24 protein-coding genes are annotated in these 24,715 nt (G+C 58.3%); 8 read left to right on the top strand and 16 right to left on the bottom strand.

The window, feature by feature from the left end; genetic code table 11:
- Positions 1-246 precede the first annotated feature (246 nt).
- Entirely contained in the window at positions 247-1,476 is a 1,230-nt protein-coding gene (gene gltS / locus FE795_RS14775) for a sodium/glutamate symporter (protein ID WP_003802010.1), read from the top strand.
- A 95-nt stretch (positions 1,477-1,571) separates the two neighbouring features.
- Here the strand turns inward: gltS and FE795_RS14770 are convergent, their stop codons facing one another.
- From FE795_RS14770 to FE795_RS14725, 10 genes are read right to left on the bottom strand one after another with little or no spacing between them, the layout of a single operon-like run.
- On the bottom strand, positions 1,572-2,474 hold the full coding sequence (locus tag FE795_RS14770; protein WP_059318230.1) for a TIGR01777 family oxidoreductase: 903 nt from the start codon (positions 2,472-2,474) through the stop codon (positions 1,572-1,574).
- Between the two features lie 33 nt (positions 2,475-2,507).
- Positions 2,508-3,206 (bottom strand): SDR family NAD(P)-dependent oxidoreductase, encoded by a 699-nt coding sequence (locus FE795_RS14765; protein ID WP_219235144.1) that lies wholly within the window; start codon positions 3,204-3,206, stop codon positions 2,508-2,510.
- A 26-nt stretch (positions 3,207-3,232) separates the two neighbouring features.
- Positions 3,233-4,792 carry a cryptochrome/photolyase family protein gene (locus FE795_RS14760; protein ID WP_219235142.1) on the bottom strand — a complete coding sequence of 520 codons (1,560 nt, stop codon included), beginning with the start codon at positions 4,790-4,792 and terminating at the stop codon, positions 3,233-3,235.
- Between the two features lie 12 nt (positions 4,793-4,804).
- On the bottom strand, positions 4,805-5,596 hold the full coding sequence (locus FE795_RS14755) for an SDR family NAD(P)-dependent oxidoreductase (protein ID WP_131070930.1): 792 nt from the start codon (positions 5,594-5,596) through the stop codon (positions 4,805-4,807).
- A gap of 5 nt (positions 5,597-5,601) precedes the next feature.
- Entirely contained in the window at positions 5,602-6,162 is a 561-nt protein-coding gene (locus tag FE795_RS14750) for a DUF3833 domain-containing protein (protein ID WP_219235139.1), read from the bottom strand.
- Positions 6,159-7,454 carry an MFS transporter gene (locus FE795_RS14745; protein WP_219235137.1) on the bottom strand — a complete coding sequence of 432 codons (1,296 nt, stop codon included), beginning with the start codon at positions 7,452-7,454 and terminating at the stop codon, positions 6,159-6,161. The genes FE795_RS14750 and FE795_RS14745 overlap by 4 nt, the downstream gene beginning before the upstream one ends.
- Before the next feature lie 13 nt (positions 7,455-7,467).
- Positions 7,468-8,037 carry a chalcone isomerase family protein gene (locus FE795_RS14740; protein WP_003801988.1) on the bottom strand — a complete coding sequence of 190 codons (570 nt, stop codon included), beginning with the start codon at positions 8,035-8,037 and terminating at the stop codon, positions 7,468-7,470.
- Positions 8,030-9,301, bottom strand: a complete 1,272-nt coding sequence (locus FE795_RS14735; RefSeq protein ID WP_131070928.1) for an SAM-dependent methyltransferase — start codon at positions 9,299-9,301, stop codon at positions 8,030-8,032. The genes FE795_RS14740 and FE795_RS14735 overlap by 8 nt, the downstream gene beginning before the upstream one ends.
- Entirely contained in the window at positions 9,298-10,050 is a 753-nt protein-coding gene (locus tag FE795_RS14730) for a DUF1365 domain-containing protein (protein ID WP_009458773.1), read from the bottom strand. The genes FE795_RS14735 and FE795_RS14730 overlap by 4 nt, the downstream gene beginning before the upstream one ends.
- On the bottom strand, positions 10,047-11,396 hold the full coding sequence (locus tag FE795_RS14725; RefSeq protein ID WP_219235135.1) for an NAD(P)/FAD-dependent oxidoreductase: 1,350 nt from the start codon (positions 11,394-11,396) through the stop codon (positions 10,047-10,049). The genes FE795_RS14730 and FE795_RS14725 overlap by 4 nt, the downstream gene beginning before the upstream one ends.
- 144 nt (positions 11,397-11,540) lie before the next feature.
- Between FE795_RS14725 and FE795_RS14720 the strand changes: the two genes are divergently transcribed.
- Positions 11,541-12,197: a TetR/AcrR family transcriptional regulator gene (locus tag FE795_RS14720; protein ID WP_039943394.1), complete on the top strand. Its 657-nt coding sequence runs from the start codon at positions 11,541-11,543 to the stop codon at positions 12,195-12,197.
- 141 nt (positions 12,198-12,338) lie between these two features.
- On the opposite strand, the gene FE795_RS14715 is transcribed toward FE795_RS14720, so the two are convergent.
- Entirely contained in the window at positions 12,339-12,809 is a 471-nt protein-coding gene (locus FE795_RS14715) for a nuclear transport factor 2 family protein (RefSeq protein ID WP_131070925.1), read from the bottom strand.
- A gap of 173 nt (positions 12,810-12,982) precedes the next feature.
- Between FE795_RS14715 and FE795_RS14710 the strand changes: the two genes are divergently transcribed.
- Positions 12,983-13,786: a formylglycine-generating enzyme family protein gene (locus tag FE795_RS14710; protein WP_003801976.1), complete on the top strand. Its 804-nt coding sequence runs from the start codon at positions 12,983-12,985 to the stop codon at positions 13,784-13,786.
- Positions 13,787-13,792: 6 nt separating this feature from the next.
- Here the strand turns inward: FE795_RS14710 and FE795_RS14705 are convergent, their stop codons facing one another.
- On the bottom strand, positions 13,793-14,491 hold the full coding sequence (locus FE795_RS14705; protein WP_003801973.1) for a Crp/Fnr family transcriptional regulator: 699 nt from the start codon (positions 14,489-14,491) through the stop codon (positions 13,793-13,795).
- Positions 14,484-16,025 (bottom strand): nitric oxide reductase transcriptional regulator NorR, encoded by a 1,542-nt coding sequence (gene norR / locus FE795_RS14700; protein WP_003801971.1) that lies wholly within the window; start codon positions 16,023-16,025, stop codon positions 14,484-14,486. Before norR ends, FE795_RS14705 begins: the two co-directional genes overlap by 8 nt.
- A 531-nt stretch (positions 16,026-16,556) precedes the next feature.
- Here norR and FE795_RS14695 point away from each other — a divergent pair.
- From FE795_RS14695 to FE795_RS14685, 3 genes are all read left to right on the top strand, one after another.
- On the top strand, positions 16,557-18,839 hold the full coding sequence (locus FE795_RS14695; RefSeq protein WP_003801969.1) for a nitric-oxide reductase large subunit: 2,283 nt from the start codon (positions 16,557-16,559) through the stop codon (positions 18,837-18,839).
- A 206-nt stretch (positions 18,840-19,045) separates the two neighbouring features.
- On the top strand, positions 19,046-20,191 hold the full coding sequence (nirK, locus tag FE795_RS14690) for a copper-containing nitrite reductase (RefSeq protein WP_003801966.1): 1,146 nt from the start codon (positions 19,046-19,048) through the stop codon (positions 20,189-20,191).
- Between the two features lie 198 nt (positions 20,192-20,389).
- The gene (locus tag FE795_RS14685) at positions 20,390-20,719 is read left to right on the top strand and encodes a c-type cytochrome (RefSeq protein WP_003801964.1); all 330 of its coding nucleotides are present in this window, start codon (positions 20,390-20,392) and stop codon (positions 20,717-20,719) included.
- A gap of 23 nt (positions 20,720-20,742) precedes the next feature.
- On the opposite strand, the gene FE795_RS14680 is transcribed toward FE795_RS14685, so the two are convergent.
- The 3 genes from FE795_RS14680 to FE795_RS14670 form a co-directional block, all read right to left on the bottom strand.
- Positions 20,743-21,537 (bottom strand): exodeoxyribonuclease III, encoded by a 795-nt coding sequence (locus FE795_RS14680; RefSeq protein ID WP_003801962.1) that lies wholly within the window; start codon positions 21,535-21,537, stop codon positions 20,743-20,745.
- 81 nt (positions 21,538-21,618) lie between these two features.
- Positions 21,619-22,419 (bottom strand): DODA-type extradiol aromatic ring-opening family dioxygenase, encoded by an 801-nt coding sequence (locus tag FE795_RS14675; RefSeq protein ID WP_219235133.1) that lies wholly within the window; start codon positions 22,417-22,419, stop codon positions 21,619-21,621.
- A gap of 59 nt (positions 22,420-22,478) precedes the next feature.
- Positions 22,479-22,880: a DoxX family protein gene (locus tag FE795_RS14670; RefSeq protein ID WP_003801958.1), complete on the bottom strand. Its 402-nt coding sequence runs from the start codon at positions 22,878-22,880 to the stop codon at positions 22,479-22,481.
- A 202-nt stretch (positions 22,881-23,082) separates the two neighbouring features.
- Between FE795_RS14670 and FE795_RS14665 the strand changes: the two genes are divergently transcribed.
- Both FE795_RS14665 and pyrE read left to right on the top strand, forming a co-directional pair.
- On the top strand, positions 23,083-23,973 hold the full coding sequence (locus FE795_RS14665; protein ID WP_219235131.1) for a LysR family transcriptional regulator: 891 nt from the start codon (positions 23,083-23,085) through the stop codon (positions 23,971-23,973).
- 52 nt (positions 23,974-24,025) lie between these two features.
- Positions 24,026-24,700, top strand: a complete 675-nt coding sequence (pyrE, locus tag FE795_RS14660) for an orotate phosphoribosyltransferase (RefSeq protein ID WP_003801955.1) — start codon at positions 24,026-24,028, stop codon at positions 24,698-24,700.
- Positions 24,701-24,715 lie beyond the last annotated feature (15 nt).

Genomic DNA, 24,715 nt, shown 5'->3' with positions numbered 1-24,715 from the left:
TCTTTCTCCAACCCGCCTTGTGGCGGGTTTTTTTGTAATAGAGCGGTCTTATTCGTGGGAATTGGCGGCATTAGGCACCTGTTCGTGTTATTTTTCTCGGTTTTACTACGCTGTTGGTGGTCATGCCTTTGCCCCACAAGGACGAAGTAGCGACGATGGACATGCCTATTTGAACAAATTGGTTTGAAGCCTCTGTCAGACACATAGGTACAGGCCCCTTATCCCAAAGATGTAAGGAACGGATAGATGAACATTCAGCTCGATATAGCGCAAACGGTAGGTTTGGCGGCTGTTTTTCTCGTGCTGGGAGAATATATAAAGAATCGTGTTGCTGTGCTGGCCCGATATTTTATTCCCAGCCCCATTATTGGCGGTTTGATTTTTGCTTTGATCGCCTTGGTTGGCCACCAGACCGGTTCGTTTAGCTTTGCGTTCAACGACGATATACGCAACTTCTTGCTGATGGCCTTTTTTACCACCATCGGCTTTTCAGCCAGTTTCGAGCTGCTGAAAAAAGGGGGCGTGGCGGTCGGCTTGTTTTTGGGCTGTGCCGTTGCCCTGATTATTCTGCAGAACGTGATGGGCGTAAGCCTGGCTGCTTTGATGAACGCCAATCCTCTCCTGGGTCTGGCGGCCGGGTCCATCTCCATGACGGGCGGCCACGGTACTTCGGCTGCCTTTGGTCCCTTGCTTGAGCGTGCCGGCGCCGTAGGCGCCTTGCCTGCCGCCATTGCCGCTTCCACCTGGGGGCTGGTGATGGGCTGCGTCATTGGTGGTCCGTTGGGCAAGCGCTTGATGAAGAAATACAAGATCGACGGTCCCGCTCCACACCGTCGCCACCGTCGCCAGCACGAAGGTGCGGATGCCGCTCACCCTACAGAAACCACGGTTAAAGAAGTTGTTCAGACCGACGAGGGCGGTTTTGAGATGCCTGTTTATGCTGTGGTGCTGCTCTCCATCGCGATTGGTGTGGGCAGTGTCATTATCGAATGGCTGAGCGAGCGCGGGATTGTGTTGCCCGCCTATCTGGGAGCCATGCTGGTGGCTGCCATCATCCGCAACGTGATTGACTGGCGTCGCTATCGTCTGCCTGAAAAAGAGTTTGAGATTATCGGCAATGTGTCCCTGGCCTTTTTCCTGGTCATGGCCTTGATGGTGATGAAATTGTGGGAACTGGCCGAGGTGGCCGGGCCGCTGCTGGTCATCCTGATTGCGCAAACGGTGTTGATGTTCTTCTTTGCCAGATATGTGACATTCAAGGTCATGGGCAAGGATTATGACGCGGTAGTGATGTCGGCCGGGCATTGTGGTTTCGGCATGGGTGCCACGCCTAATGCCATGGCCAATATGCAGGCTTTCACCGAAGATAATGGCCCTTCGCGCAAGGCCTTTTTTGTGATTCCCCTGGTCGGCTCCTTGTTCATCGATTTTTTCAACGCCGTCATCATCACTGGCTTTGTGAACTTCCTGACTTAAGCAGACAAGACGACGGCCGCGCCTATTGGGCGCGGCCGTTTCATAGGGCAGGGTCGTGGGGCAAAATCGCGGCGCTGTCCTTGTACACCGTGCTTTCAGGCTTTGTGAAGCAGATCCCTCAAGGCCTCGGACAGATCAGGGTAGCGCCAGCTGAAACCTGCTTGCTGGGCCCGCAGCGGAATCAGATGTTGCCCGCCGAGCAGCAGAACGGACATCTCTCCCAAGGCCAGACGCAGCGCCCAGGCCGGGGCATGAAACAGTGCTGGCTTGCCCAGCTCCTGAGCCAGGACGCGGGTGAACTCTGCATTGCGCACCGGCTGAGGCGCACACGCGTTATAAGGGCCCTCACAGCTCTGGTTGTGCAATAGGTAGTCGATAAGCGCGACCTGGTCTTCAAGGTGTATCCACGGCATCCATTGTTGCCCATCGCCCAGTCTGGCACCCAGTCCCAGCCTGAACGAGGGGAGCAGCCGAGCCAACATCCCGGCGTTTTTGGCCAAGACGGGCGCGGTACGCAGCAAGACCACGCGTACCCCCCATTGGCGAGCTTGTTCGGCCTCTTGCTCCCAGGCCACGCAAAGCTGGCTGCCAAAGTCCTTGTTGCCCGGTGCGCTGGCCTCGGTCAGTTGCTGCTCTCCGCCATCGCCGTACCAGCCTACCGCTGAGCCCGAGATCAAGACGGGGGGCACCGACGCTTGTCGCCCCATCCAGTCCACCAGACGGCGTGTCAGATCGACCCGACTTTGCCATAGAAGCTGGCGCCGTGCCTCAGTCCAGCGTTGATTGGCAATTGGGGCTCCGGCCAGGTTGATGACCGCGTCAAATGGCGCGCTGCCATTGAGCTCGTCCAGCACGGCGATGCCCGTTGCGCCTGGGCACAGTTGGGGGACTTGCTGGGGCTTTCGGCTCCACACCCAGAGTTCGTGGCCGTGTTGTTGCCAGTGTCGGCAAAGGGCCTGTCCAATGAGGCCCGTGCCTCCTGTCAGAAGGATGCGCATGGAATTCTCCGTGTGTGAAGGTGAGCAAAGAACTTACCAAGGCAGTCCCTGACCATTGTAGGCCCAGAAACCACCACTGTCCTTTGGGCTGAGTGTGTCTAGCGTGGCCAGCAACGCGTGCGCCGCATCGGCAGGCGGGCGGCCGATTTGAGCGCCCCGAAAGGGAGCCGACAAGGCTGAGGTAACAGTGCCCGGGTGCAGCGCGGCCAGCACGGCTTGAGGATGGGTGCGTGCCAGCTCGATCGATGCGGTTTTGAGCAGCATGTTCAGCGCCGCCTTGGAGGCCCGGTAGCTGTACCAGCCGCCCAGGCGGTTATCGCCAATGCTGCCTACCTTTGCCGACAGCACAGCCAGGATGCCGCGCTCGTGCTTGGGCAGCAACGGTGCAAAATGGGCCAATACCAGGGCCGGGCCTATCGCGTTGGTGTTAAAGCTGGCCATCAGATGATCGGCATTCAGATCGGCCAAGCGCTTTTCAGGGCCCCCGGTAGGACCACTGAGCATGCCGGTCGCAAGCACGATGAGATGCCAGGGGCCTTGTGTGCTCAAGGTTCGGGCCGCTGCGGCGATCGTCTGTGGCTGATCGAAGTCCAGGGCGGGTGTGCTGCGCCGGTGCAGGCTAACAAGCTCGCTGCAGCGAGGGTCGGCGGCCAACTGGGCGGCCATGGCACCGCCAATGGCGCCAGAGCCGCCCAGAATAAGAGCACGGTAAGCGGTGGGCAGGGATTGCATGTCAGGCCTCGGTCAATGTGGGGGGCTTACAGAGTGCCCAGGTTCTGGCGCAGCTGCTCTGCGTGGGTGCGTAGAGCAGCTTGTTGTTCGGGAGGCATTTTCTGCCATTGGCGATACATCAATGTCATCCGTCCCTTGTCACCCAGCTCTTGGGCATTGCGGGCAAGGAAGTCCCAGTACAAGGCATTGAAGGGGCAGGCGTGTGGCCCTGTCTTCTGCGTGGGCTTGTAGACACACCCCTGACAGTAGTCGCTCATGCGGTGTAAATAGGCGGCGCTGCTGATATAGGGCTTGGTGGCAATCAGGCCACCGTCGGCATGCTGACTCATGCCCAGGGTATTGGGCAGTTCCACCCATTCGAAAGCGTCAATGTAGATGCCCAGGTACCAGCGGTGGACAGCAGCCGGGTCGAGCCCAGCCAGCAGAGCAAAGTTGCCGATCACCATCAGGCGCTGGATATGGTGAGCATGAGCGCTTTGCAAGGACTGCTGAATGCACTGTTGCAGGCAGCGCATGCGGGTGTTCCCTGTCCAGAACCAGTGCGGCAGCGGCAAGTCGTGCCCGAATGCATTGAGGCTTTCGTAGCCCGGCATGTGGGCCCAGTAGATGCCGCGCACGTATTCGCGCCAACCCAGTATTTGACGTGTAAAGCCTTCCACGGCAGCCAAAGGAGCCTGACCTTCCCGCCAGGCCCGTTCGGCCCGTTCCAGCACCTCAAGCGGGTGGAGCATTTTGACGTTCAGGGAAAACGAGAGCAGGGAGTGAAACAGCCGTGGTGCTTGGCTGGACATGGCATCTTCGTAGTCGCCAAAATGCGGCAGTGCATGGGTGATGAAGGCTTTCAGACAGCTCAGCGCTTCCTGGCGATTCAGTGGCCAGCGAAAGGCGTTGGCCTGGGGGTCGCCGAAGCTGGGCACATCACAACGCTGCAGCTTTTCCCAAAGCACACGGTGGTCGTGGCAGGGCCGCCAGTCAGTGGGTTCAGCCGGTGTGCCACGCCAGGGTTTGCGGTTCTCATGGTCAAAGTTCCACTTGCCACCGACCGGCTGTTCATGATTATCCAGCAGCAACCGGTATCGGCGGCGCATACGGCGATAGAAATGCTCCATCAGCCATTGACGACGACCGCGCATCTGAGTGGCCAGTTCATTACGACTGGTCAGAAAGTGTTCACTATCCACCGCTGAGCAAGTCAGGGCCTGCGTGTCCGCCCACTGTTGCAATTGAGTATCCAGTCGCCATTCGTCAGCGTGTTGCCATTGCACCTGGCGCACACCGTAATGCGCCGCGAGTGCCGTCAGATTGTCGGGGATGGAGTGACGGTTGCTGGGGTCTTCAAATGTCACATAACGCACCCGATGGCCAGCGGCTCGCAACTGCTGCGCAAAGTCGCGCATTGCAGCGAAAATGGCCAGAATTTTCTGTGCATGATGCAAGACGTAATCGGTTTCCTGACGCACCTCCATCAGTACATAAACCACCTGCCTGTCCACCTGCTGGAACCAACTGTGCTGTGGGTTGAGCTGGTCGCCCAGTATCAGGCGCAGAGTGTGGGCGCGGTAGTGCGCGTGGCGTGCTGTCTCCATGTGCGGCTGCGTTTACATTCCAGTGACACGACGTACCGCCGAAAAGTACCAGCTATCGGGCAGGCATCGCATGAGCTTTACCCAGCGGGTAAAACGACGGGGGAAGTTCATTTCAAACTGCCCCTGTTTCCAGCCGTGCAAGATATGACGGGCGGCTTCTTCAGGGGTGATGAGCGCGGGCATTTTGAAGCTGTTTTGGGCGGTCAGCGGGGTGTCTACAAAGCCGGGGTTGATAATGGAAATGCCCAGTCCCAACGGGTGCAGATCCAAATAGAGGTTCTCCGCCAGATTATTCAGTGCGGCTTTGGTGGGCCCATAGGCCAGGGACATTGGCAGCCCGCGGTAGCCCGCCACGCTACCCACCAGGGCCAGGTGGCCGCGTCCGGCCTCAAGCAGCATCGGGATGACCGCATCGAGCAGATGCAGCGCACCCACATAATTGACTGCCAGATGTTTCTGCATCTCCAGAAGATTGAACTCGGTCGCCCGTTGTGGCAGGTACCTGCCTGCGCAATACAGCACCAGATCGGGAGCAATATCGACGCAGGCTTGAACTTTCAGCTTGGCCGCAGCCAGCGTTTCAGGTTCGGTGACATCCAGCGGGACGACGACAAACCCGTTTCGGCCTTTGGCCAGCTCGTGCAGTGCATCGGCGTCTCTGGCCGAGACAATGACCTGCGCGCCTTGCGCATGAAGCGCCTCCGCGGTGGCTCTGCCTATGCCTGATGAGGCACCGACAATCCAGGCGTATTTTCCTTGCCAGTGACTGAGCGGCGGATTGAGTTTTGCGTGTAGCAGTGTCATCACACTTACTCCTTCATGAAGGACAGTGTCACATCCCCCAGATGAATGCCGAATTTGCTCATGGCGGCGCGGTTGAGCATGGTGCGGCCATCCATCAAGTACATCCAGTCATCCATGTTCACGTTCCAGACCTTGCCGTCCACCGGCAGTGCCAGCACGTAATTCCAATGAAAGGCGTTGCCCGCGGTCTGGCCCTGGGCCTGGCCGACCACATCGTCAGCGCGTCCGCTGTAGCGGCCATCACCCAGATGCTTCAAATGCCAGATCCGTTGCTGAGTGGTGCCATCGCTGTAGACAAAGTGTTCGTCGAGCACGCCTTCATCGCCCTTCCAGGTGCCCGTCATGCGCACGGTAAAGCGCTTGACCACTTTGCCGGAACGGTCTGTGAACAGGCCGTGGGCCGTCAGGGGGCCGTTGAAATATTGACGCAGGTCCAATTCGGGGCGTTCCTGGGCATAGTCCTGCACCGTGGGTCCCACGCATCCGGCCAGGGTGCCCATAAGTGTCAGTCCCAGGGCGACGCGCCGCCAGGGCAGGGTTGAGACAAGGCTGTTTGTCAGTTTCATATCAGTCTCCAGGATGAGTGCAGATGCTCGGCGCGCCACAGGCCAGCCCACGCCAATAGTTTGAACAGGCAGGGAAGGCCGCCATAAGCCCAGGCCAACGCCTGCAGGCCAGCCGGGTCGCTTGTGCCGCTCTGGTAACCCAGGGCGGAAAGAAGGGGCAGGCACAGACCGGCTGCCAGGGCCAGGTTGAGCTTGGCAGCACAAGTCCACCAGCCCAGATATCGTCCTTCGCCCGAGCCGCCCTGACCGGATTCATGGATGACACCGGTTAGCAGAGCGCCCGGCAGGGCCAGATCCGCGCCCAGAGCCAGCCCACTTGCCAGGCAGATAACGAGGAAGGCGCCACCGTCGCCGGCATCAAGCCAGGGTGTCAGGGAAAAGGCGACAACGCTTGTCAGCATGCCGGCCCGCCAACTGGGTGCCAGTCCCCAGCGCGAGACAGCCCGTACCCATAAAGGCAGCCCTGCCGCGGCGGCGCCGAAATAGCACAGAAGAAAGAGCGGCTGCATCTCCGGGGCCTGCAGGCGGTCCGCCACGAAAAAGGGCAACAAGGTAGCGGGTATGGCGGCGGCTACGCCGTTGAGCATGAAGACGAATAACAGCCTGCGGAAACTGGCATCAGCACAGGGCGAGGCGGTTGATGCAGGACTGTTGTGCCCCCGTGCATAACCCATGGGTTGAGCGATAGCGGGCGGCAGGCGATGCAGCCCGAACAGGCCTATGGCCAAGGCTAGAAAAAGCACGACACTGGTCGCATCAAAGCCTAACCAGGTGGGCAATATGCTGGCCAGCAAGACTCCCAGAAGCGTGGCGCCTTCACGCCATGCGGTGACACGCGCACGCCAATTGGGATCACCACCCCAGCGGGTCCCCCAGGCCTGATGCAAGATGCTGACGGCGCTATAGGCCAAGGTGCATACCAGCAGGCTGAGCGCCAGCCAGATCAGCACCTCTTGTGGGCCACCTTCGGGAGGATGCCACAGTGCGGCAAAACCCAAGCCCATGATCAGGCTGCCCAACAAAGCGGCCAGCCAGGCCTGGCCCAGGCCTCGATGCAAAAGACGATCGGCCAGCCTTCCCAGTGCAGGGTCGAGCACCGCGTCAACGGCGCGGGTAGCCAGCAGCACGGCGCCCAGGCCCGCCAGCGGCACCCCGGCCACCGCCGCGTAGTAATGCGGCAGGTTCACATATAAGGGGAGCGACACGAATGCCAGCGGCAGGCCAAGACTTCCATAGGAGAGTCCCGTACGCCAATGCAGCGGCTTTAAGGGGCGGGAGCCTGGGGGGCGCATGGTTGTGCCTTTATCAGCGTTTGCCTAACAGGGCCGTTCGCAAGCCCGGTGCTGAAGTCTGCTCAGACAGCCAGATTCCAAAAAACAGGCGCGCGTACTCGGCGTCCTGAATACGGGCGGTTTCACGTCCATTGTGGAAAAAGCGGACATCGCCGGTTCCGTCCGTCACGCCCAGCAGGCGATCTTGTGCCAGGACATCCGGAAAAGCCTTTTTCATCAGGAGCAGCCATTGGCGGGCCTGCTGCTCGGAGAAGCTGCCCACACGCCGCATTTCGGCAACTGAACGCTCGGCAATGGCTTCGCCTTCCAGTTTGCGGTCATAGATCAGCTCCAGGGCGAAGGGCTGGCGTGCATACTCTTTGGGCTCGAAGTCCGGCATGGCCCACAGTCGCGCCTCGTAAACCCGCAGTCCAAAAAAGCGCATGGGACCACTGCCAACAAGATGGGCAGAGGGCAGGGTGGAGCGCAGCTCCTGGGGGGCAGCCGCTGCGGCCGCCGAGAGATTAGGGGTCATGGCAATAAGGGTAGGGGCGAGAAGGCTGATGCCCACGATCAGGGCTTGGCGTCGTCGAATATCAGTCATGGTCAGGCCTTCTCAAGGTGAACTGGACTACATCGGTGTTGCCCATATCAAAGGCAGCCTCGCAATAGGCCAGATAAAATCGCCAGATGCGCACAAAGCGCTCGTCAAAGCCCTGGCTGCGGACCGCATCGAGCTTTTGCTCAAAAGCCTGACGCCAGCGTCGGAGTGTTTCGGCGTAATCCTTGCCAAAGCTCATTGTTCGGACCACGGTCAGGCCGGCTCGCTGGGCTTCACGCTCGAAGGCCGTGACACTGGGCAGCAGCCCTCCGGGAAAAATGAATTGCTGGATAAAGTCGGAGGAGTGCAAATAACGGGCAAAAAGGTCTTCGCGCAGGGTGATGGACTGCACGCAGGCATAGCCGCCCGGTTTGAGGCAATCATGCAAAGTCTTGAAGTAGGTGCGCCAGTATTCGTGCCCGACAGCTTCGAACATTTCAATGGACACAATGGCGTCAAAGGGCTGCGCCGCGTGTTCTTTCGCCAGATCCCGGTAGTCCTGATAACGCAGATCAACCTGTTCCTGCAGGCCGGCTTCGTTTATGCGCTGCATGCCCCAGTCAAGCTGTTCGCGTGACAAGGTGACACCTGTCACCTGCGCGCCGAACTCCGTGGCCGCTGTCTGGGCAAGCGCTCCCCAGCCACAGCCAATTTCCAGCAGTCGTTGCCCCGGCTGCAGTCCTGTCTCACGCAGCGCCCGTCTGGTTTTTGCGCGTTGAGCCTGCTCCAGATCAGCCTTGTGCAAGGCCGAGCCGTCAAGACCTTCGAACCAGGCAGCGCTGTAGCTCATGCTTGGGTCCAGCCAGAGTCGATAAAAGTCGTTGCCCAGATCGTAGTGAGCATGAATGTTTTTAGCGCTGCCCGCCCGCGTGTTGCGGTGAAGCATATGGCGCAGTCTGAAGCCCAGTCGAGCCCACCAGTGACCGTACACCAGTTGTTCCAGGTGATCGCGGTTGCGGATGCACAGACGCAGCAAGCCGCTTAGGTCATCGGTGTCCCATTGACCTTCTATATAGCCTTCGGCAAAGCCAATGTCGCCCGAGCTCAGGATGCGGTCCAGCGCCTCCCACTGCCCGATTGCGCAGCGGGCGTCGGGTTCCACTGCATTTTGCTTGGGAAAATGCCGCACTTGCCCATCGGGCAACTGAAGCTCCAACTGGCCATGAGGCAGGTGCGTCAAGAGCTTCAGGACGCGGTTCGCGTGAGGTGACAAGTCGCTGCTTGCTTTTGCGGACTTGCTCAAGAGAGTGGCGGTGCTTGTATTCATCGTGTGACAGAGCGCTTGGGCGCTGGTGGTTTGCGATGGAAGGGAAGCCGCTTCGCCCACAGGCGCAGTGCTTGCCAATGGATGCGAACAATGACCCCTAGGGTCATCAGCGGCGTGCCAAAAAATGCCCTGCGTACGGTAGCCGCATTCAGGGGGTGTAGCGTTCCTTGAACACCTGTGCGTAACAGGGGGCCTGCGTCGTCGTACAGATCGACAAGCGCCAGGTTGGTAGTTTCATTGCGCGAGAATCGAAAGCGATATTCGCCGTGGGTTTCGCAAAATGGGGACACATGAAATTGCTTGCTGGCAACTTGTTCGCAATCCCAGCCCAGATGCGGCCCTGCCAGGAGATAGGCATGACGCTCACCGAAGGTGTTGTTGACTTCGGCCAGAATCGCCGCCAGCGAACCGTCGGCTCGATGGGCGTACCAGAAGCTCACGGGCTTGAAGACATAGCCCAGGACGCGCGGAAAGGTATGCAGCCAGATCTCGCCATCCGCATCCTCAATACCTTCCTGCTCTAACAGAGATTCAAACCAGGCCAGAGCGTCATTACCGCCATTGCCATGATCGCTGTCATGAAAGCTGATCCAGCCGCGTTGGTTGCGGCGCAGGACGGGGACTGGGTGTTCCCGCAGGCTACGCATGGGAAGCAGCAGGAAATAACCAGGGTAATGAAAGGCGTGCTCGACTGGCCGCAGCCGCCGATGCCAGATATGACCAAAGCCAATGAGAGCGGAGGCGTTCATACGGTTTCCTCCTGCCTGAGCTCAGTGTGGGCCGCCTGCGCTGCACGGTTCAGGGACAGCAAAACCTGGTCAGCGGCGCTCAGACCCGAACGCAAACCGTCCTCGTGAAATCCGTAGCCGCACCAGGCACCGCAGAACCAGGTCCGGCGTTGGCCCTGCAACTTTTCAAGCTGTTGTTGTGCCAGGATGGCGGCATGGTCAAAGACTGGGTGGCTGTACGTAATGCGCGCATGTACCTTGTCCGCTGCTATGGGACGGGCCGGATTGAGCGAGACCACGACGGCTTGCTGCCAAGGCAGTGGCTGCAGGCGGTTGATGAGGTAATGCAGGCACACTCCGGTTTCCTCGGAAGCCGCCGAGCTGGCGCGTTCATAATTCCAGGCCGCCCAGGCGGCCTGGCGCTGTGGCAAGACGGCAGTGTCGGTGTGCAATACGGCTTCATTGGCTTGATAACGAATGCTGCCCAGCACGGCACGCTCTGTCTGGGTTGCGTCCTGGCCCAGCAGGCGCAATGCCTGATCACTATGGCAGGCCAGCACGACAGCATCGAACTGCTCGGTACCGTGAGGCATTTCTACCATGACGCTTTGTGCTTCACGTTTAAGGCTGAACACAGGGGTGTTCAATCGGATTTCGTGGCGGCCGTCCTCTTGCAGTCGCCCAATGATGCGGCGTACGTAGCGTTGAGAGCCACCGCGAACGGTGTGCCACTGGGGACGGTTGGTGATCTGGATCAGCCCGTGATTGTGACAAAAGCGAATCAGGGTAGCGACGGGGAAGCGGAGCATTTGATCGGTCGGACAAGACCAGATGCTGCCAATCATGGGCAACAGGTAGTTGTTGCGAAATGTGCTGCCAAAGCCATGCAGATCCAGAAAGGTTTCTATGGGCGTATTGAGTTGTGACTCAAGCTGGCGCTGGGCGATATCCGTTGTCAGACGATTGAAGCGCAAAATTTCCAGCAACATGCCAATGAAGCGTGGGCTGATCAAGTTTCTGCGCTGTGCAAACACGCTGCCTAAAGAGCTACCGCTCCATTCCAGCCCCGGTCTGCCATCAGGGTGGGGAATCTGCACGGAGAAGGACATCTCCGAGGGAGCGGTTTCTACCTCCAGCTCCTTGAACAGCTTTGTGAGCAGGGGATAGGTGCGGTGGTTGAACACCAAAAAACCGGTATCGACCCCGTGGCTAATACCATCCAGGCTGAGCTCGACCGTATTGGCATGTCCGCCGAAATAAGAGTTGGCTTCAATCAGACAGACGCGATGCGTGTCTTGGGAGTGAGCAAGACGATAGGCAGCGGCCAAGCCGGATATGCCCGAACCGATGACAGCGATACGACGCATGGCAGCTCCTTGGGGTGTTGCGCAGGGGGGTTATGAACCGGAAAGATCAAACGGTGAACTCATTAGTTCAAACTATAAACCTTAAATAATATTTTTGCACTATTTGGTATGCAAGATGATCTCATTCGTCCTAAAATAGATCTCATGAACGCTCGATCCTCAATCAAAGAACAAATCCAGCGCGTACGCGTAGAAGCCATCGTGACCGCTGTTAACCGTCTTTTGGCGACCAAAGGCTACGATGCCATGACGGTCGACCAAGTCGCCGCCGAGGCAGGCATGGCCAAGGCCAGCTTATATAAGCTGTTTACATCCAAGGAGGAATTGGCTGCTGCGGCGATGGTGGGCGTGCTCGATCGCGCCCTGGCTTTTGTGGATGAGCTGCGCAAACAGGCTCAGGATGCTGCTGAAGCAGGCCAAGCCATTACGGCGATTGATCAGCTCAAATCCGTGGTGCGCTGGACGATGGATACCCAATTGCAAGGGGAAATGCCGTCGCTGCCCGCGCAGAACTCAAGCCTTAGCGCCTCGCTCCAGTCAAATGATGAGTACATGGATCGCCTGATTGCCTTGAGTAATCGTCTGAGCACCTGGATTATCGAGGCGCAGACGGCAGGCAGCCTGCAATCGGGTCTGCCAGTCGAGCTGGTGCTCTACACCTTGTTTGCGCGTGCATGTGACCCTGTGGTGAGCCTTCTTAAAGAGTCGGGGCAGTACACCCACGAGCAGATCATTGAATGGGTGAGCAGCACCACCTTTGATGGTCTGGCAGGCGCGGGCCGTACGTCCTTGGCACAGTAAGACAGTCTCCGGAATCCGTCCGGCACCCCCTGCCGGACCCCGTGGCCTCGACGCTGCTCTTGTTTCATTGGTGGATGCCTGACTACACGGTGCGCCGAGGCTGCGCACCCTGCCGGTGTTGGGTACGGAGTGTGAGGGGGGCTACTTTTCCGATGTGGACATCGTGCGTCGCAGCCAGCGCATCAATAAACCCAGCAAGGGCAGTTTTTCATAAAGCTCCTCTGCCGCATCCCAATAATCGCGATGATGGGTCACCCGACCTTGTCCGTCAAAGGACAGCGCTGACGCTCCCCTGATGCAGTGTTCAAGATCCGGCTTCCAACGTTTGATGCGGAAGCGGAACTCCCATTCCAGAAAGGCTCGTTGGTCCTGGACGATCTGCTGCGTAATGACAAAGCGTGGCGAGTGCAACGCCGTAAACATGTGCTCGAAGATGCCGCGGATGGCCGCAACGCCCTCTACCTCATTGAAGGGGTCCTTGAAATGGGCGTCAGGCGCATAACAGACCTCCAGCTCGGATAGCCGGTCTGGCGTCAGCCCTTGATAAAGATGGACAAGACGGCGCACTGCCGCCGCCATATCTTCGGAACCTGTAGTCAAGTCAGCATTCATTTTTTTGGCCTGAGGGTTCAAGGAGCGATGGGAGACCAGCAGTATAAGGCTCAAGGAAGGGGCAGGAACGGGTGAGCGGAGAATTTTGATGCCTTAAGGACGCTGTTTGCCTTGGCGCAAGGACATGAACCACTGGCTACGTTTCAATGGTGGCTGTCTCTTGGGAGTTCACAATGCAAAGCCGTGTAGTGGGAACCGTGCTGTTAGCGGCCATCTTGGCCGGATGCTCGGCTGGCGAGCCCAACAATTCAGCCGCCTTGCCAGAGTTGGTGGAAGTGGCCGGTCCGGCGCGCGAAGTCATGCAGGCTGGTGAGTACTTGCTCGATGGGCGCCTGATTGCGTCCGATACCGTGATGTATGCCCCGGCTCCCAGCTTGAAAGTCATGAAGTATCAAGTCAGCCAGTACGACTACGATCAATGTGTTCGTGCCGAGCGGTGCAAGGCCGCGGATGCGGTGGGCCGGGGACAGGCCAAAGATCGGCCGGTTGTGGGGGTGAGCTGGCAGGACGGGCAGGATTATGCGGCTTGGCTCAGCGAGCGCACCGGCAAGCAGTTCCGCTTGCCGGATTATCTGGAATGGAGTTACTTCGCAGACCAGAAAGTGCCTGAATCGGCCCAGGGCGGGCTGGATGAGAACGAGCAGGCCGCCTTGTGGCTCCAGGAATATCAGGACAGCTATAAGCGCAAGCAGGAGCAGGAGGTGCCGTTGGCGCCCCTGGGCCAGGGAACTGCCAATGCCTATGGCGTGTTTGATGCCGGGGGACAGGTGGCCGAATGGACCAATACCTGTCATGTGCGCGTTCACCGCATCAGCATGCCCCGCGCGGAATCCCGTCTGGAAAACTGCGGCGTTCGCACCTTGGGAGGAGAGCATATCGCGGTGATGCCCGACTTCATCCGTGACCCCAAAACCGGGGCATGTTCGGTCGGCGTGCCCCCGCGCTATCTGGGTCTGCGTCTTGTCACGGAGGACTAAGGGCGCTTAGCCGCGTTCCAGAACGGCTCGGGCAAATTTGTCCAGGTCGGCAATCGTTATCTGCTTGCGCCCTGCCAGGATCAAGCCCTGATGATCCCAGCTACTGACGACACGGCTGGCCGTATACAGGGTGGTCCCAGCCAGATCGGCCAGGTCCTGTCGGGTCACGGGAATGCTCAGGGATGTCCCCTGCGCACCGCTTTGGCCCACCTGGCGAATCAGGCGCAGCAAACTGTGGGCCAGTCGCTGCTCCACTTCCAGACTGTGAATTTCCAGTAGGCGGTCGTCCGCGTCGCTCAGACGTTGGGCAACTGTGTCCTGCGCCGAGCTGAGCAGGCAAGGAAAGCGTTGGGTCAGGCTGTCCCAGGACTTTTCTGGCCAGGCCAGGGCGGCGCTGCTCGTGACGCTGATGGCAGTGGCCGGGTAGTTGCGTCGCCGCAGGGCGGGGGCAATGCCAATCACATCGCCGGGCAGGGCGAAACGGACCAGTAACTGGGAGCCATTGGGCATGGTGCGTACGACCTTGATCAGGCCCTGCAGCAGCACAAAAAAATGATCGCTGCTTTGCTCCTGGCGAAAGACCTGGCTGTCCTTGTCATAGTGGATCAGCCGTCCTTCTTGCCAGAGCTGGTCGATGCTGGCCGCGTCCAGGTCAGAGAACAGGGGCAGGCTGGCTAACAAGGAGGGGTAGGAAATGTCAGTCATCACTTAAGCTTTCTGAGCGGGTTTTAAGCCCTAGTTTGCTGGCCAGCTTATGCAGATTGCTGGGGTCCATGCCAAGCTGTCGGGCAGCCTGGCTCCAGTTACCGTCGTTGTCCTGCAGAGCCTGCCGGATCAAGCGTCCTTGCAATTGTTCAACGGACTGACGCAAGGAGGGGTGTGGCACTCCCAGAGATTGCGTGGCCGCTGCCACAGGCTCCAGGGTAGAAGGTAACAAATTGAGATTATCGGCGCTAAGCGTAAATATTTGGTTACGGTCTGGCGTATCGACCAGCAGGCGGATGGTGGCACGGCTGATCAGATGTTCCAATTCGCGAACATTGCCTGGCCAATGATAAGCCAGTAAAGCGGCTTCCGCGTCGGGCGAGAGGCGAATGCCACGCAAGCCCAGTCGGGAGCGATTCATTTCCAGAAAATGACCGGCCAGCAGCAGAATGTCTTGATGGCGTTCGCGCAAGGCCGGAATTGTCAGGGGAAAAACGGACAGGCGGTGGTACAGGTCGGCCCGGAAACCGCCTTGTGCAATCTGCTGACTCAGGTCCCGGTTAGTGGCCGCAACAAGCCGCACATTCAGTTTAATGGGGTGGTCGGCCCCCAGGCGCTGGATTTCGCCATTTTGCAACGTACGCAGCAACTTGGCCTGAATCGTCAAAGACAACTCTCCGATTTCGTCCAGAAACAGGGTGCCGCCCTGCGCGGCCTCGAAGCGTCCGGCGCGATGTTCGTGCGCCCCCGAGAAAGCGCCTTTGACATGGCCGAAAAGTTCGCTCTCCGCTAACGAATCGGGCAGAGCGGCGCAGTTCACGTAAATCAGGGGGGAGTGGTGGCGAGCCGAGCGTTGATGCAGGCGCTGTGCAAACAGCTCTTTGCCCACGCCTGTCTCGCCTAGCAAGAGAACCGGCAGTTCGGAGGTGGCAACCGTGTCCAGCAGCTGGATGACCTCCAAAAGCGCCTTGCTGTTGCCAATGATGGAAGTCGAGTTGTGGCGCGACAAATAATCAGGGGGCAGGGTAGAGAGCATGCGCAGACTGCGATTTTCCTCTTCCAGTTCGCTGATGCGGATGGCGCTTTCCAGCACCATGCACCAGTGTTTTAGTTCCACCAGCGTGGAGGCAGAAAAGGTTCCGGGGCGCAAGGCATCCAGGGTCAGAATCCCCCAGGCCGCACCTTGGATCTGCAGGGGGATTCCCACGCAATCATGGACCGGCAGCGGCTGACCCAGCTTGTCATCCAGCAGGCCATCGTAGGGGTCGGGCAGACCGCAGTTGGGCTCAAAGCGCGTCAGGCCAGGGGTATGCAAAATGCGTGTCAGCCGGGGATGATCGGCAATGACAAAATGCCGGCCCAAGGTGTCATGACCCAGACCGCTGGCCGCCACAATGCGCAATACGGTGTCGTCCAGCTTCAGCAAACCGGCGGCATCACAGCCGAAATGTCGCGCCAGCAGATGAACCATGCGCTGCAGGCGTAGCGGCCCTGGAATTTCAGTGGCCAAATCGGCAATCATGAGATCTAGCATGGGTGAAAAATACCCTTATGGTGAAAAATACCCGGTTTTCTTAGGGTAGTTTATACCTGGTTTGGAAGCGAACCATTGATCCATATCGTTTTTAAGTTGGCACGGTCTTTGCTTTAAGTGTTTTGTCATACATTTTTAAGGACGATGACATGACCCCCGACTTAGCAGAACATCGCTACACGGCTTGTGCTCCGGTTCGTCCACCGCTTGGCGGCCCGGACGATGCAAACAGGCCGGTTTTTTTTAGACATCGATTCCTTGGCGGGTCCTTAGAGACGCCGGATTCAGTAGGAGATGCTGCCGTTCTGGCTCGCTTGCAACAGCCAGGCAGCGCCTCCGTGGCCAGTCTTCTTAAACAGTTCCGCACCCCGGCAGTGCCCATGGCGCAACGGGAGACCGGGCTGGATTCTTTTTCAGGCAGTCACTCATCGCGATGGGGCAGTGCCCACTCCGCTTATGACCCCCTGCCCAGGTCCGGCCAGGACCGGGGGAGAACAGGTCGTTTGACACATCAGCGAGACGGAGAACAACATGCGTAGTAGCTACAAGAAACTATGGTGGTCCCTGGTGGCAGTCACCATGGTGACCTTTGCCATTCTCGGTTGGACTGGGGTGGAGGTGTATCGTCAAGCACCTCCGATGCCCGTCAAGGTCCTTACCCCGGATGGACGTGAATTTACATCACAGGAACAGATACATCGCGGCCAGTCTGCCTGGCAGAGCACGGGCGGAATGCAATTGGGATCAATCTGGGGTCACGGAGCCTACCAGGCTCCGGACTGGAGCGCAGACTGGTTGCACCGCGAAGCGCTGGCCTGGCTGGATCTGGCCGCGCAGCAAACCTATTCGCTCAATTACGACCAGCTCACCAGCAGTCAGCAGGCTACCTTGCGTCAGGAATTGCAGGACGAATATCGTCCCAACCGCATTGATGAGGCCACGGGTGTGCTGCAGATCAGCGAGCGGCGTGCCAAGGCCATCGACACGACGGCTCAGTACTATATTGATCTGTTTGGCGACGCCCCTGAGCTCAAGTCCAGTCGTGAAAGCTTTGCCATGAAGGACAACACCTTGCCGGAGCTGCAGCGCCGTCAGGACATGACCCGCTTTTTCTTCTGGCTGTCCTGGGCGACGGTTACCGAGCGTCCCGGCACGACCGTCAGCTATACCAATAACTGGCCGCACGAGCCCTTGGTGGACAACCATCCATCCACGGCCAATATCGTCTGGTCCATTGTCAGTATTGTTTTACTGCTGGCCGGCATCGGCCTGCTGGTCTGGATCTGGGCCTTCACCCACAAAGAGGAGGCCGCGCCGGTTGCACCCGCGACAGACCCGGTGCTGGCGTTTCGTCTGACGCCTTCGCAGCGTGCGCTGAAAAAATACGCCTTTTTGACCGTCGCCCTGTTTGTCATTCAGGTGTTTCTAGGTGGGTTTACCGCACACTACACCGTTGAAGGCCAGATGTTTTACGGCATAGACGTATCGCAGTGGTTCCCTTACTCCTTGACCCGCACCTGGCATATTCAAGCTGCGCTGCTGTGGATTGCCAGCGGCTTTTTAACCGCCGGTCTGTTTCTGGTGCCGTTGATTAACGGTGGCGAGGACCCCAAGTATCAACGCCTGGGCGTAGATGTGCTGTTCGGTGCCCTGGTCGTGCTTTTCATTGGCTCGTTTGCCGGCAACTTCCTTGCCATCAAGAATATCCTGCCTCCTGAACTGAACTTCTGGTTCGGCCACCAGGGCTACGAGTACCTGGACCTGGGTCGTTTCTGGCAAATCATCAAGTTCATCGGTCTGGCTTTCTGGCTCTTGCTGATGTTGCGTGGCATGTGGCCAGCGCTGCGCCGTGACAAGGGCGACAATCATCTGCTGGTGCTCTTGACCATTTCCACCGTGGCAATTGGCCTCTTTTACGGTACGGGCCTGTTCTACGGTGAACATACCAACATCACCATCATGGAATACTGGCGCTGGTGGGTGGTTCACCTGTGGGTAGAGGGTTTCTTTGAAGTCTTTGCCACCGTTGCCATGGGCTTTATCTTCTTGACCCTGGGCCTGGTCTCCAAACGTAGCGCCACGATTGCCGGACTGGCTGCTGCATCCTTGTTTCTGGTAGGCGGTGTGCCCGGAACCTTGCATCACCTGTATTTCTCCGGCACGACCACGCCTATTATGGCGATTGGCGCATCCTTTAGCGCGTTGGAAGTGGTGCCTTTGATCATGCTGGGTTATGAGGCCTTCCACAACTGGAAGATGCAAAAGCAGGCAAGCTGGATGAACGATCTGCGTTGGCCCGTCATGTTCTTTGTGGCCGTGGCATTTTGGAACATGCTCGGTGCCGGTGTATTTGGCTTCCTGATCAATCCGCCGATCTCGCTCTACTACATCCAGGGTCTGAACACCACACCGTTGCATGCCCACGCTGCCTTGTTCGGGGTGTATGGTTTCCTGTCGCTGGGCTTTGTTCTGCTGGTGGTGCGCTATATCTCGCCAGAGGTTCGCTACAACGATCGTCTGATGAGTTGGGGGTTCTGGACATTGAACGGGGGGCTGGTTCTGATGATGTTCGTAAGCTTGCTGCCTGCCGGGATTATCCAGGCCTGGGCCAGCATCTCCGAGGGCATGTGGTACGCACGTAGCGAAGCGTTCATGCAGCAGCCGATTTTGCAGTCCCTGCGCTGGTGGCGCACCTTGGGTGACGTTGTGTTCATTGCCGGTGCTCTGCTCGTATTCCAGCAAGTTCTGGTACGTATCATGGCTGGCCGTCGCAGTGCCGCAGCGCATGCTGCAGGCGCAGTAAAGGCATCCTGATCCTTTGCCAGGATGGACTCTGTTCTTCTGTGAGATTCCGTCTAAGAAAAAAACCGCCTTCGGGCGGTTTTTTTGTTGCTTCTACGAGATGCTTGCGCTGCAGCAAAGAGTGCGAAGTCTGTTTGCGGTCCAATACATTCAGTAACTGTTAGATCTGAAAAACATTTAATCAGCAGGCATTACGCCTGGATCAAACCGGAGGTAGTATGGAACGTCGTCATTTCTTGAAAAGTGCTGGCCTAGGTGTCGCCGCAGGAACCACTTTGTTGGCGGCGCAAGTACAAGCCCGCGAAACAGCCGCCCCCAAAAAGAATGCGCCTTGGCTGGCAGCGCGTACGGAAGATCAGATCGCCAAGCTGGAACGGGTCAAGGTGGATCTGGTTGCGCCTCCCATGGTCCACAAGCACGAGCAAAAAGTCGGCCCCGAGCCACGTGTCGTGGAATTTCGCATGACCATTTCCGAGCGCGAGATCGAGGTCGATCGGGATGGGACCACCATGCACGCCATGATGTTCGATGACTCCATGCCCGGTCCTACCATGGTGGTTCATGAAGGCGACTACCTGGAACTCACGCTGGTGAATCCGGCCACCAACACCATGCCGCACAACATCGACTTTCACGCCTCGACTGGTGCGCTGGGCGGTGCCAAGCTGACCAACGTGAACCCTGGCGAACAAGCCACCTTGCGCTTCAAGGCGGATCGCACCGGTACCTTTGTGTACCACTGCGCTCCCGAGGGCTCGGTAGCCTGGCACGTGGTCCAGGGCATGCATGGCACGGTCATGGTATTGCCACGCGACGGCTTGAAGGACCCGGCAGGCAACGCCTTGCATTACGACCGTGTTTACACGATTGGTGAATTTGACCTCTACATTCCCCGCGACGAAAAGGGCAATTTCAAAAAATATGGTTCCTCGGCTGAAAGCTACGGCGATACGCTGGAAACCATGCGCGGCCTGATTCCCAGCCATGTGGTGTTCAACGGCAAGGTGGGGGCCCTGATGGGCGACGGCGCCATGAAAGCCAAGGTCGGTGAAACCGTGCTGTTCATCCACTCGCAAGCCAACCGCGACACCCGTCCTCACCTGATTGGCGGTCACGGCGACTGGGTCTGGGAGTTGGGCAAGTTTGATGACCCACCTGCCAAGAACCTGGAGACCTGGTTCATTCGTGGTGGTTCTGCTGGTGTGGCACTCTACACCTTCAAGCAGCCCGGTGTGTACGCCTATGTGAACCACAACCTGATCGAGGCGATGGAGCTGGGCGCAGCCGGTCACGTGCTGGTCGAAGGCGAGTGGAACGATGACTTGATGAAGCAAGTCAGCCCTCCTGGCCCGATCAAAGCCTAAGACAGGCAGGCGGGCCCGATGTGCGGAATTGAGATTCTGGTGTACAAAGCAATTTCGCTCGGGATTTTTGGTAGTCAACAGCTAGTGCAGTAATCAAGCAGGCAGCAGGGTGGCAGGCCAAGGGCCGAAGCTACCCTGTTCAAAACACGACGTATCAGCCGGGCATGCGTTCATGCCGACTGTTTAAAGGGTAAACCCATGAGAACCGATAGCCCCGCCACCATGATGTACTCCGCCATGGCCGCTTTGCTTTTGCTGGCTGCCGCGCCTGCAGCCCACGCCGACTCCGACGAGGCTCTGAAACTGTACAAGTCCTCGTGTATGGTCTGTCACGCATCCGGTATGGCCAATGCCCCCCGTCTGGGTGACAAGGCTCGTTGGGAGCCCTTGATCGCCAAAGGTGAAGACGCCTTGATGGAGGTGGTCATCAATGGCAAGGGCGCCATGCCCCCCCGCGGTGCGGCTCCTAAAGCCACTGATGAACAATTGCGCAGTGTGGTGCGCTACATGATTGAAAAAGCCAGTTAGGGCATCGGCCTTGTCTGGGGCATTTACAAGCTCCAGTCGTAATCGATCGTCAGGGGGGCGTGGTCGCTGAAACGTTCTTCTTTATAGATCGTTGCACTGCGCGCCTTGGCGGCAATACCTGGGGTGGCAATTTGATAATCAATGCGCCACCCTACGTTTTTGGCCCAGGCCTGACCACGATTGCTCCACCAGGTGTAGCATTCGTCCGTGGTATCGGGGTGCAGGCTGCGATAAACATCCACCCAGGCAAGCTCGCCCAGCACTTTGCTCATCCAAGCGCGCTCTTCAGGCAGAAAACCGCTGTTTTTCAGATTGCCTTTCCAGTTTTTCAAATCGGCTTCGTGGTGCGCGATATTCCAGTCACCACAAATAATGAACTCACGGCCTGTTTCGCGGTGCTCTTGCATCAGGCCCGCTATCCACTGTTCAAAATGATCCAGAAAGCGGTACTTGGCCGTTTGGCGCTCATCGCCCGATGAGCCTGAGGGCAGATAGGCGCTGATGACGCTGAGCGTGTTCCAGTCGGCGCGGATGATACGGCCTTCGGCATCAAACTCGTCGCAGGCCATGCCCTGGGCCACGGCTTCTGCTTGGTGGCTCAAATACAGACCGACGCCGCTGTAACCTTTTTTCTGGGCATGGTGAAAGTGTCCGTGATACTGCCCGGGATGGGTCAGATCGGGTGTCAGATCCGGTTCGCTGATCTTGATTTCCTGCATGCAGACAATATGGGGTTTCTGGGCTTGCAGCCAGGCGGGCAGCCCTTTACGAAAAGCAGCCCGAATACCGTTGACGTTTAACGAGGTGACGCGTAACACGTGGCAATTCTCCTTATAGCGTCAGCACTTTAACCCGTAAACTGTCAGCATGTCAGTGGCCGTCAGAGCTTGTTACCGGGTTCAGCCGAAACGGTAGCTGGATACAGTCAGCCCGCCAAAAGCCTGGGTCTCATGGTGAAAGCGGTAAGCCGCATCCCCTTGAGCCGCACCGACGGCGACCATGAGCGGCACCAGATGATCCTCACGCGGGTGGGCAATACGGGCTGCAGGCGCCTGCTCCCAGTCCATCAAAGCTTGACGGCGGGCAGCGGGGTCACGCAGGCTCAGGCTCTGGTCCAGCCAGGCATCAAACCGGGCGGACGGTTCGACCCCGCCTGGTCCCATATTGCGCAGGTTGTGATAGCTCAGGCCGCTGCCGATAATCAGCACATCTTCGTCCCGCAAAGCAGCCAGGGCTTCGCCCATGGCGTAGTGCAGGGCCGGGTCGTAGTTGGCGTGAATGGACAGTTGCACCATCGGCACTTTGGCTTGCGGGTAGATGATATACGCGGGTACGAAAGCGCCGTGGTCAAAGCCACGCTCCCTGTCCAGGCGGGTGGGCAGGCCAGCGGCCTCAAGCAAATTACAGACTTGCTGAGCCAACGCCGGATCGCCCGGTGCCGGATAGTGAATCTCGTAAGTGTGCGATGGAAAACCGTAGTAGTCGTACACCATGCTGGGCTGGGGAGCGGCAGCAACCAGCAGGTTTTCCTGCTGTGCCTCCCAGTGCGCGGAGACCATCAGGATCGCTTTTGGGTTGCGTCCCAATTGGCGCGGAATATCCTGCAAGGCAGCACGCAGTGGGGCGTACATGGTTTGCGCCTCGGGCATCCAGGGCCAAGGGCCGCCGCCGTGCGAAATGAAATAGGTAGGCATCGTCATGATGATCTCCGACCCCTGCCCTGGAGGGGCAGGGTGGGGTAAGGGCTTGGTTAGGGTAATCAGTCGGCGCTGCGACCTGCGTCGATGCTCCAGGGGCCTGGGCCGGCAAAGGCCAGATACAGAAAGACAAAGCAGAACAGAACCGCTGCTTCACCGCCGTTCAGGATTGGAGTGGCAAAGGTGCTGGCGCTGGCGTGACCAATGAAGTAAGCAAACGCGCACAGGCCGGATGCGACAAAGGCTGCAAAGCGGGAAAACAGCCCAAGCACCAGCAAGCCGCCCAGAATCAGCTCCAGGATGCCTGCCACGCCATACAGAGAGGCGATTTGCAGGTTGGCAAACATATCCACTTGGGGGACGCCCAAGATCTTGGCAGTACCGTGTGTCAGCAGTAAATAGCCTGTGACGATGCGCAGCAGGCTAAGGATGCGAGGAGTCCAGCTGGAAGTAAGGGCGTTCATGTGTTTTCCTTTGGAAAGTTGACGGTAGCGGTAAAAAAAGCACCTGGCCCGGGGAGTGCCTGAGATTCGATCTCAGCCTGAAGCTGGTCCCGCCCATTCAAGGCCCAGACAGGCATCGGGTTAGCGCTCGTTCAAGCTTAATCAATTACTATCAGGAAATAAACAGCCCTATTTTCATTAGATACTTTCTTATTAGGAAAGCATGGATACTATTCAGAGCCTGCGGGTGTTTCGTGAAATCGTCGCCGCGGGCAGTTTTGCGGCAGCGGCTCAGCGTCTGGGCATGTCAGCGCCGATGGTTAGCAAGCACCTGGCCAACCTGGAAAAACAGTTGGGCGCCCGGCTGCTTCATCGCAGTAGTCGTCGTTTGAGTCTGACCGAGCTGGGGCAGACTTACTTCGATTATTGTTTGCAGGCACTGGACACGCTGGAGCGCGGGCAACAAGCCTTGTCGGGCTCCGCGCATCAGCCGCAAGGAGTGCTGCGGCTGACTGCCCCAGTGTGGTTTGCAAACCGCAAAGTGGCGCAATTGCTACAGGATTACCAAACACGCTTTCCTGAGGTGACGCTGGAGCTGAGCTTGAGCAATCACAAGGTGGATCTGGTGGCGGAAGGATTTGACCTGGCCTTGCGCGTCATGCGCGAACCGGCCCCCCATCAGATCGCCCGCCTGATTTGTCCCACCCCTTTTCATCTAGTGGCCAGCCCTGCGTTTGTGGCCCGATACGGCATGCCCCGTAACTGCGCGGACGTGATGCGTTTGCCTGCCATCAGTCCCAGTTACTTGCAGCAGCCCAGTTTCGAGTTTTTGGGGCCGGACGGGCCGGAGTCCTTACGTCTGAATCCTTTTATGCGTTCTGACAATACGAATCTGACCTATTACTGCGCTTTGGGTGGGGCAGGTTTGGCTTACTTGCCGCAATGGCTGGTGATGGACGACCTGGAGTCCGGTCGCCTGGTTCGTCTCTTGCCCGATTACCGTGAAGAGCTGCAACAACTGCATGCAGTCTATGCCAGCCGGCGCTATTTGACGCCTAAAGTGCGCAGTTTTATCGACTTCTTGCTCGAAGAACTGGCCGAACCTGCCAAGTGATGGCTCACAACACGCTAAAATGCTTTTGTCTCTATCTTTTTCATACTCTGTCATGTCGGCCAATAACGATAATCGTCGCAATTTCGTGCGCTTTTCCCTGGAACAGGGAGTGCTGCGCTTTGGGGAGTTCAAGGTCAAGTCTGGACGCTTGAGCCCTTACTTTTTTAATGCCGGCCTGTTCAATACCGGACGCAGCGTGGGGCAACTGGCCCGCTTTTATGCCCAGGCCCTGCTCGATTCGGGCGTGTCCTTTGACATGTTGTTTGGCCCCGCCTACAAAGGCATTCCATTGGCAGCGGCTACGTCCATCGCCCTTGCCGAGCACCCTCAAATCGGTGAGCGTGACGTGCCCTTTGCCTTTAACCGCAAAGAGGCCAAAGATCACGGTGAAGGCGGCACCCTGGTAGGCGCTCCTTTGCAAGGCAAGGTGGTGATTATTGATGACGTTATTACTGCCGGCACCTCGGTGCGTGAATCCATGCAGATCATCAAGGCGGCTGGTGCGCAACCTGCTGCTGTCTTGATCGCACTGGATCGCATGGAGCGGGCGGGCAATGATCAGGAACTGTCCGCTCATTCGGCAGTTCAGGAAGTAGAGCAGACCTACGGTATTCCAGTCATCAGCATTGCGTCTTTGGCGGACATCATGGCGGTGCTGGCAGATGACACCACGCTGGCCGCTCATGCTCCTCAGGTCAAGGCCTACCGGGATCGTTACGGCGTCTGATCGTCACACGCAGGT

Source organism: Alcaligenes ammonioxydans, from assembly GCF_019343455.1.
GTDB lineage: Bacteria > Pseudomonadota > Gammaproteobacteria > Burkholderiales > Burkholderiaceae_B > Alcaligenes > Alcaligenes ammonioxydans.
Note: the sequence above shows the minus strand (reverse complement) of the source record. Positions and strands in the feature narration are given on the sequence as shown.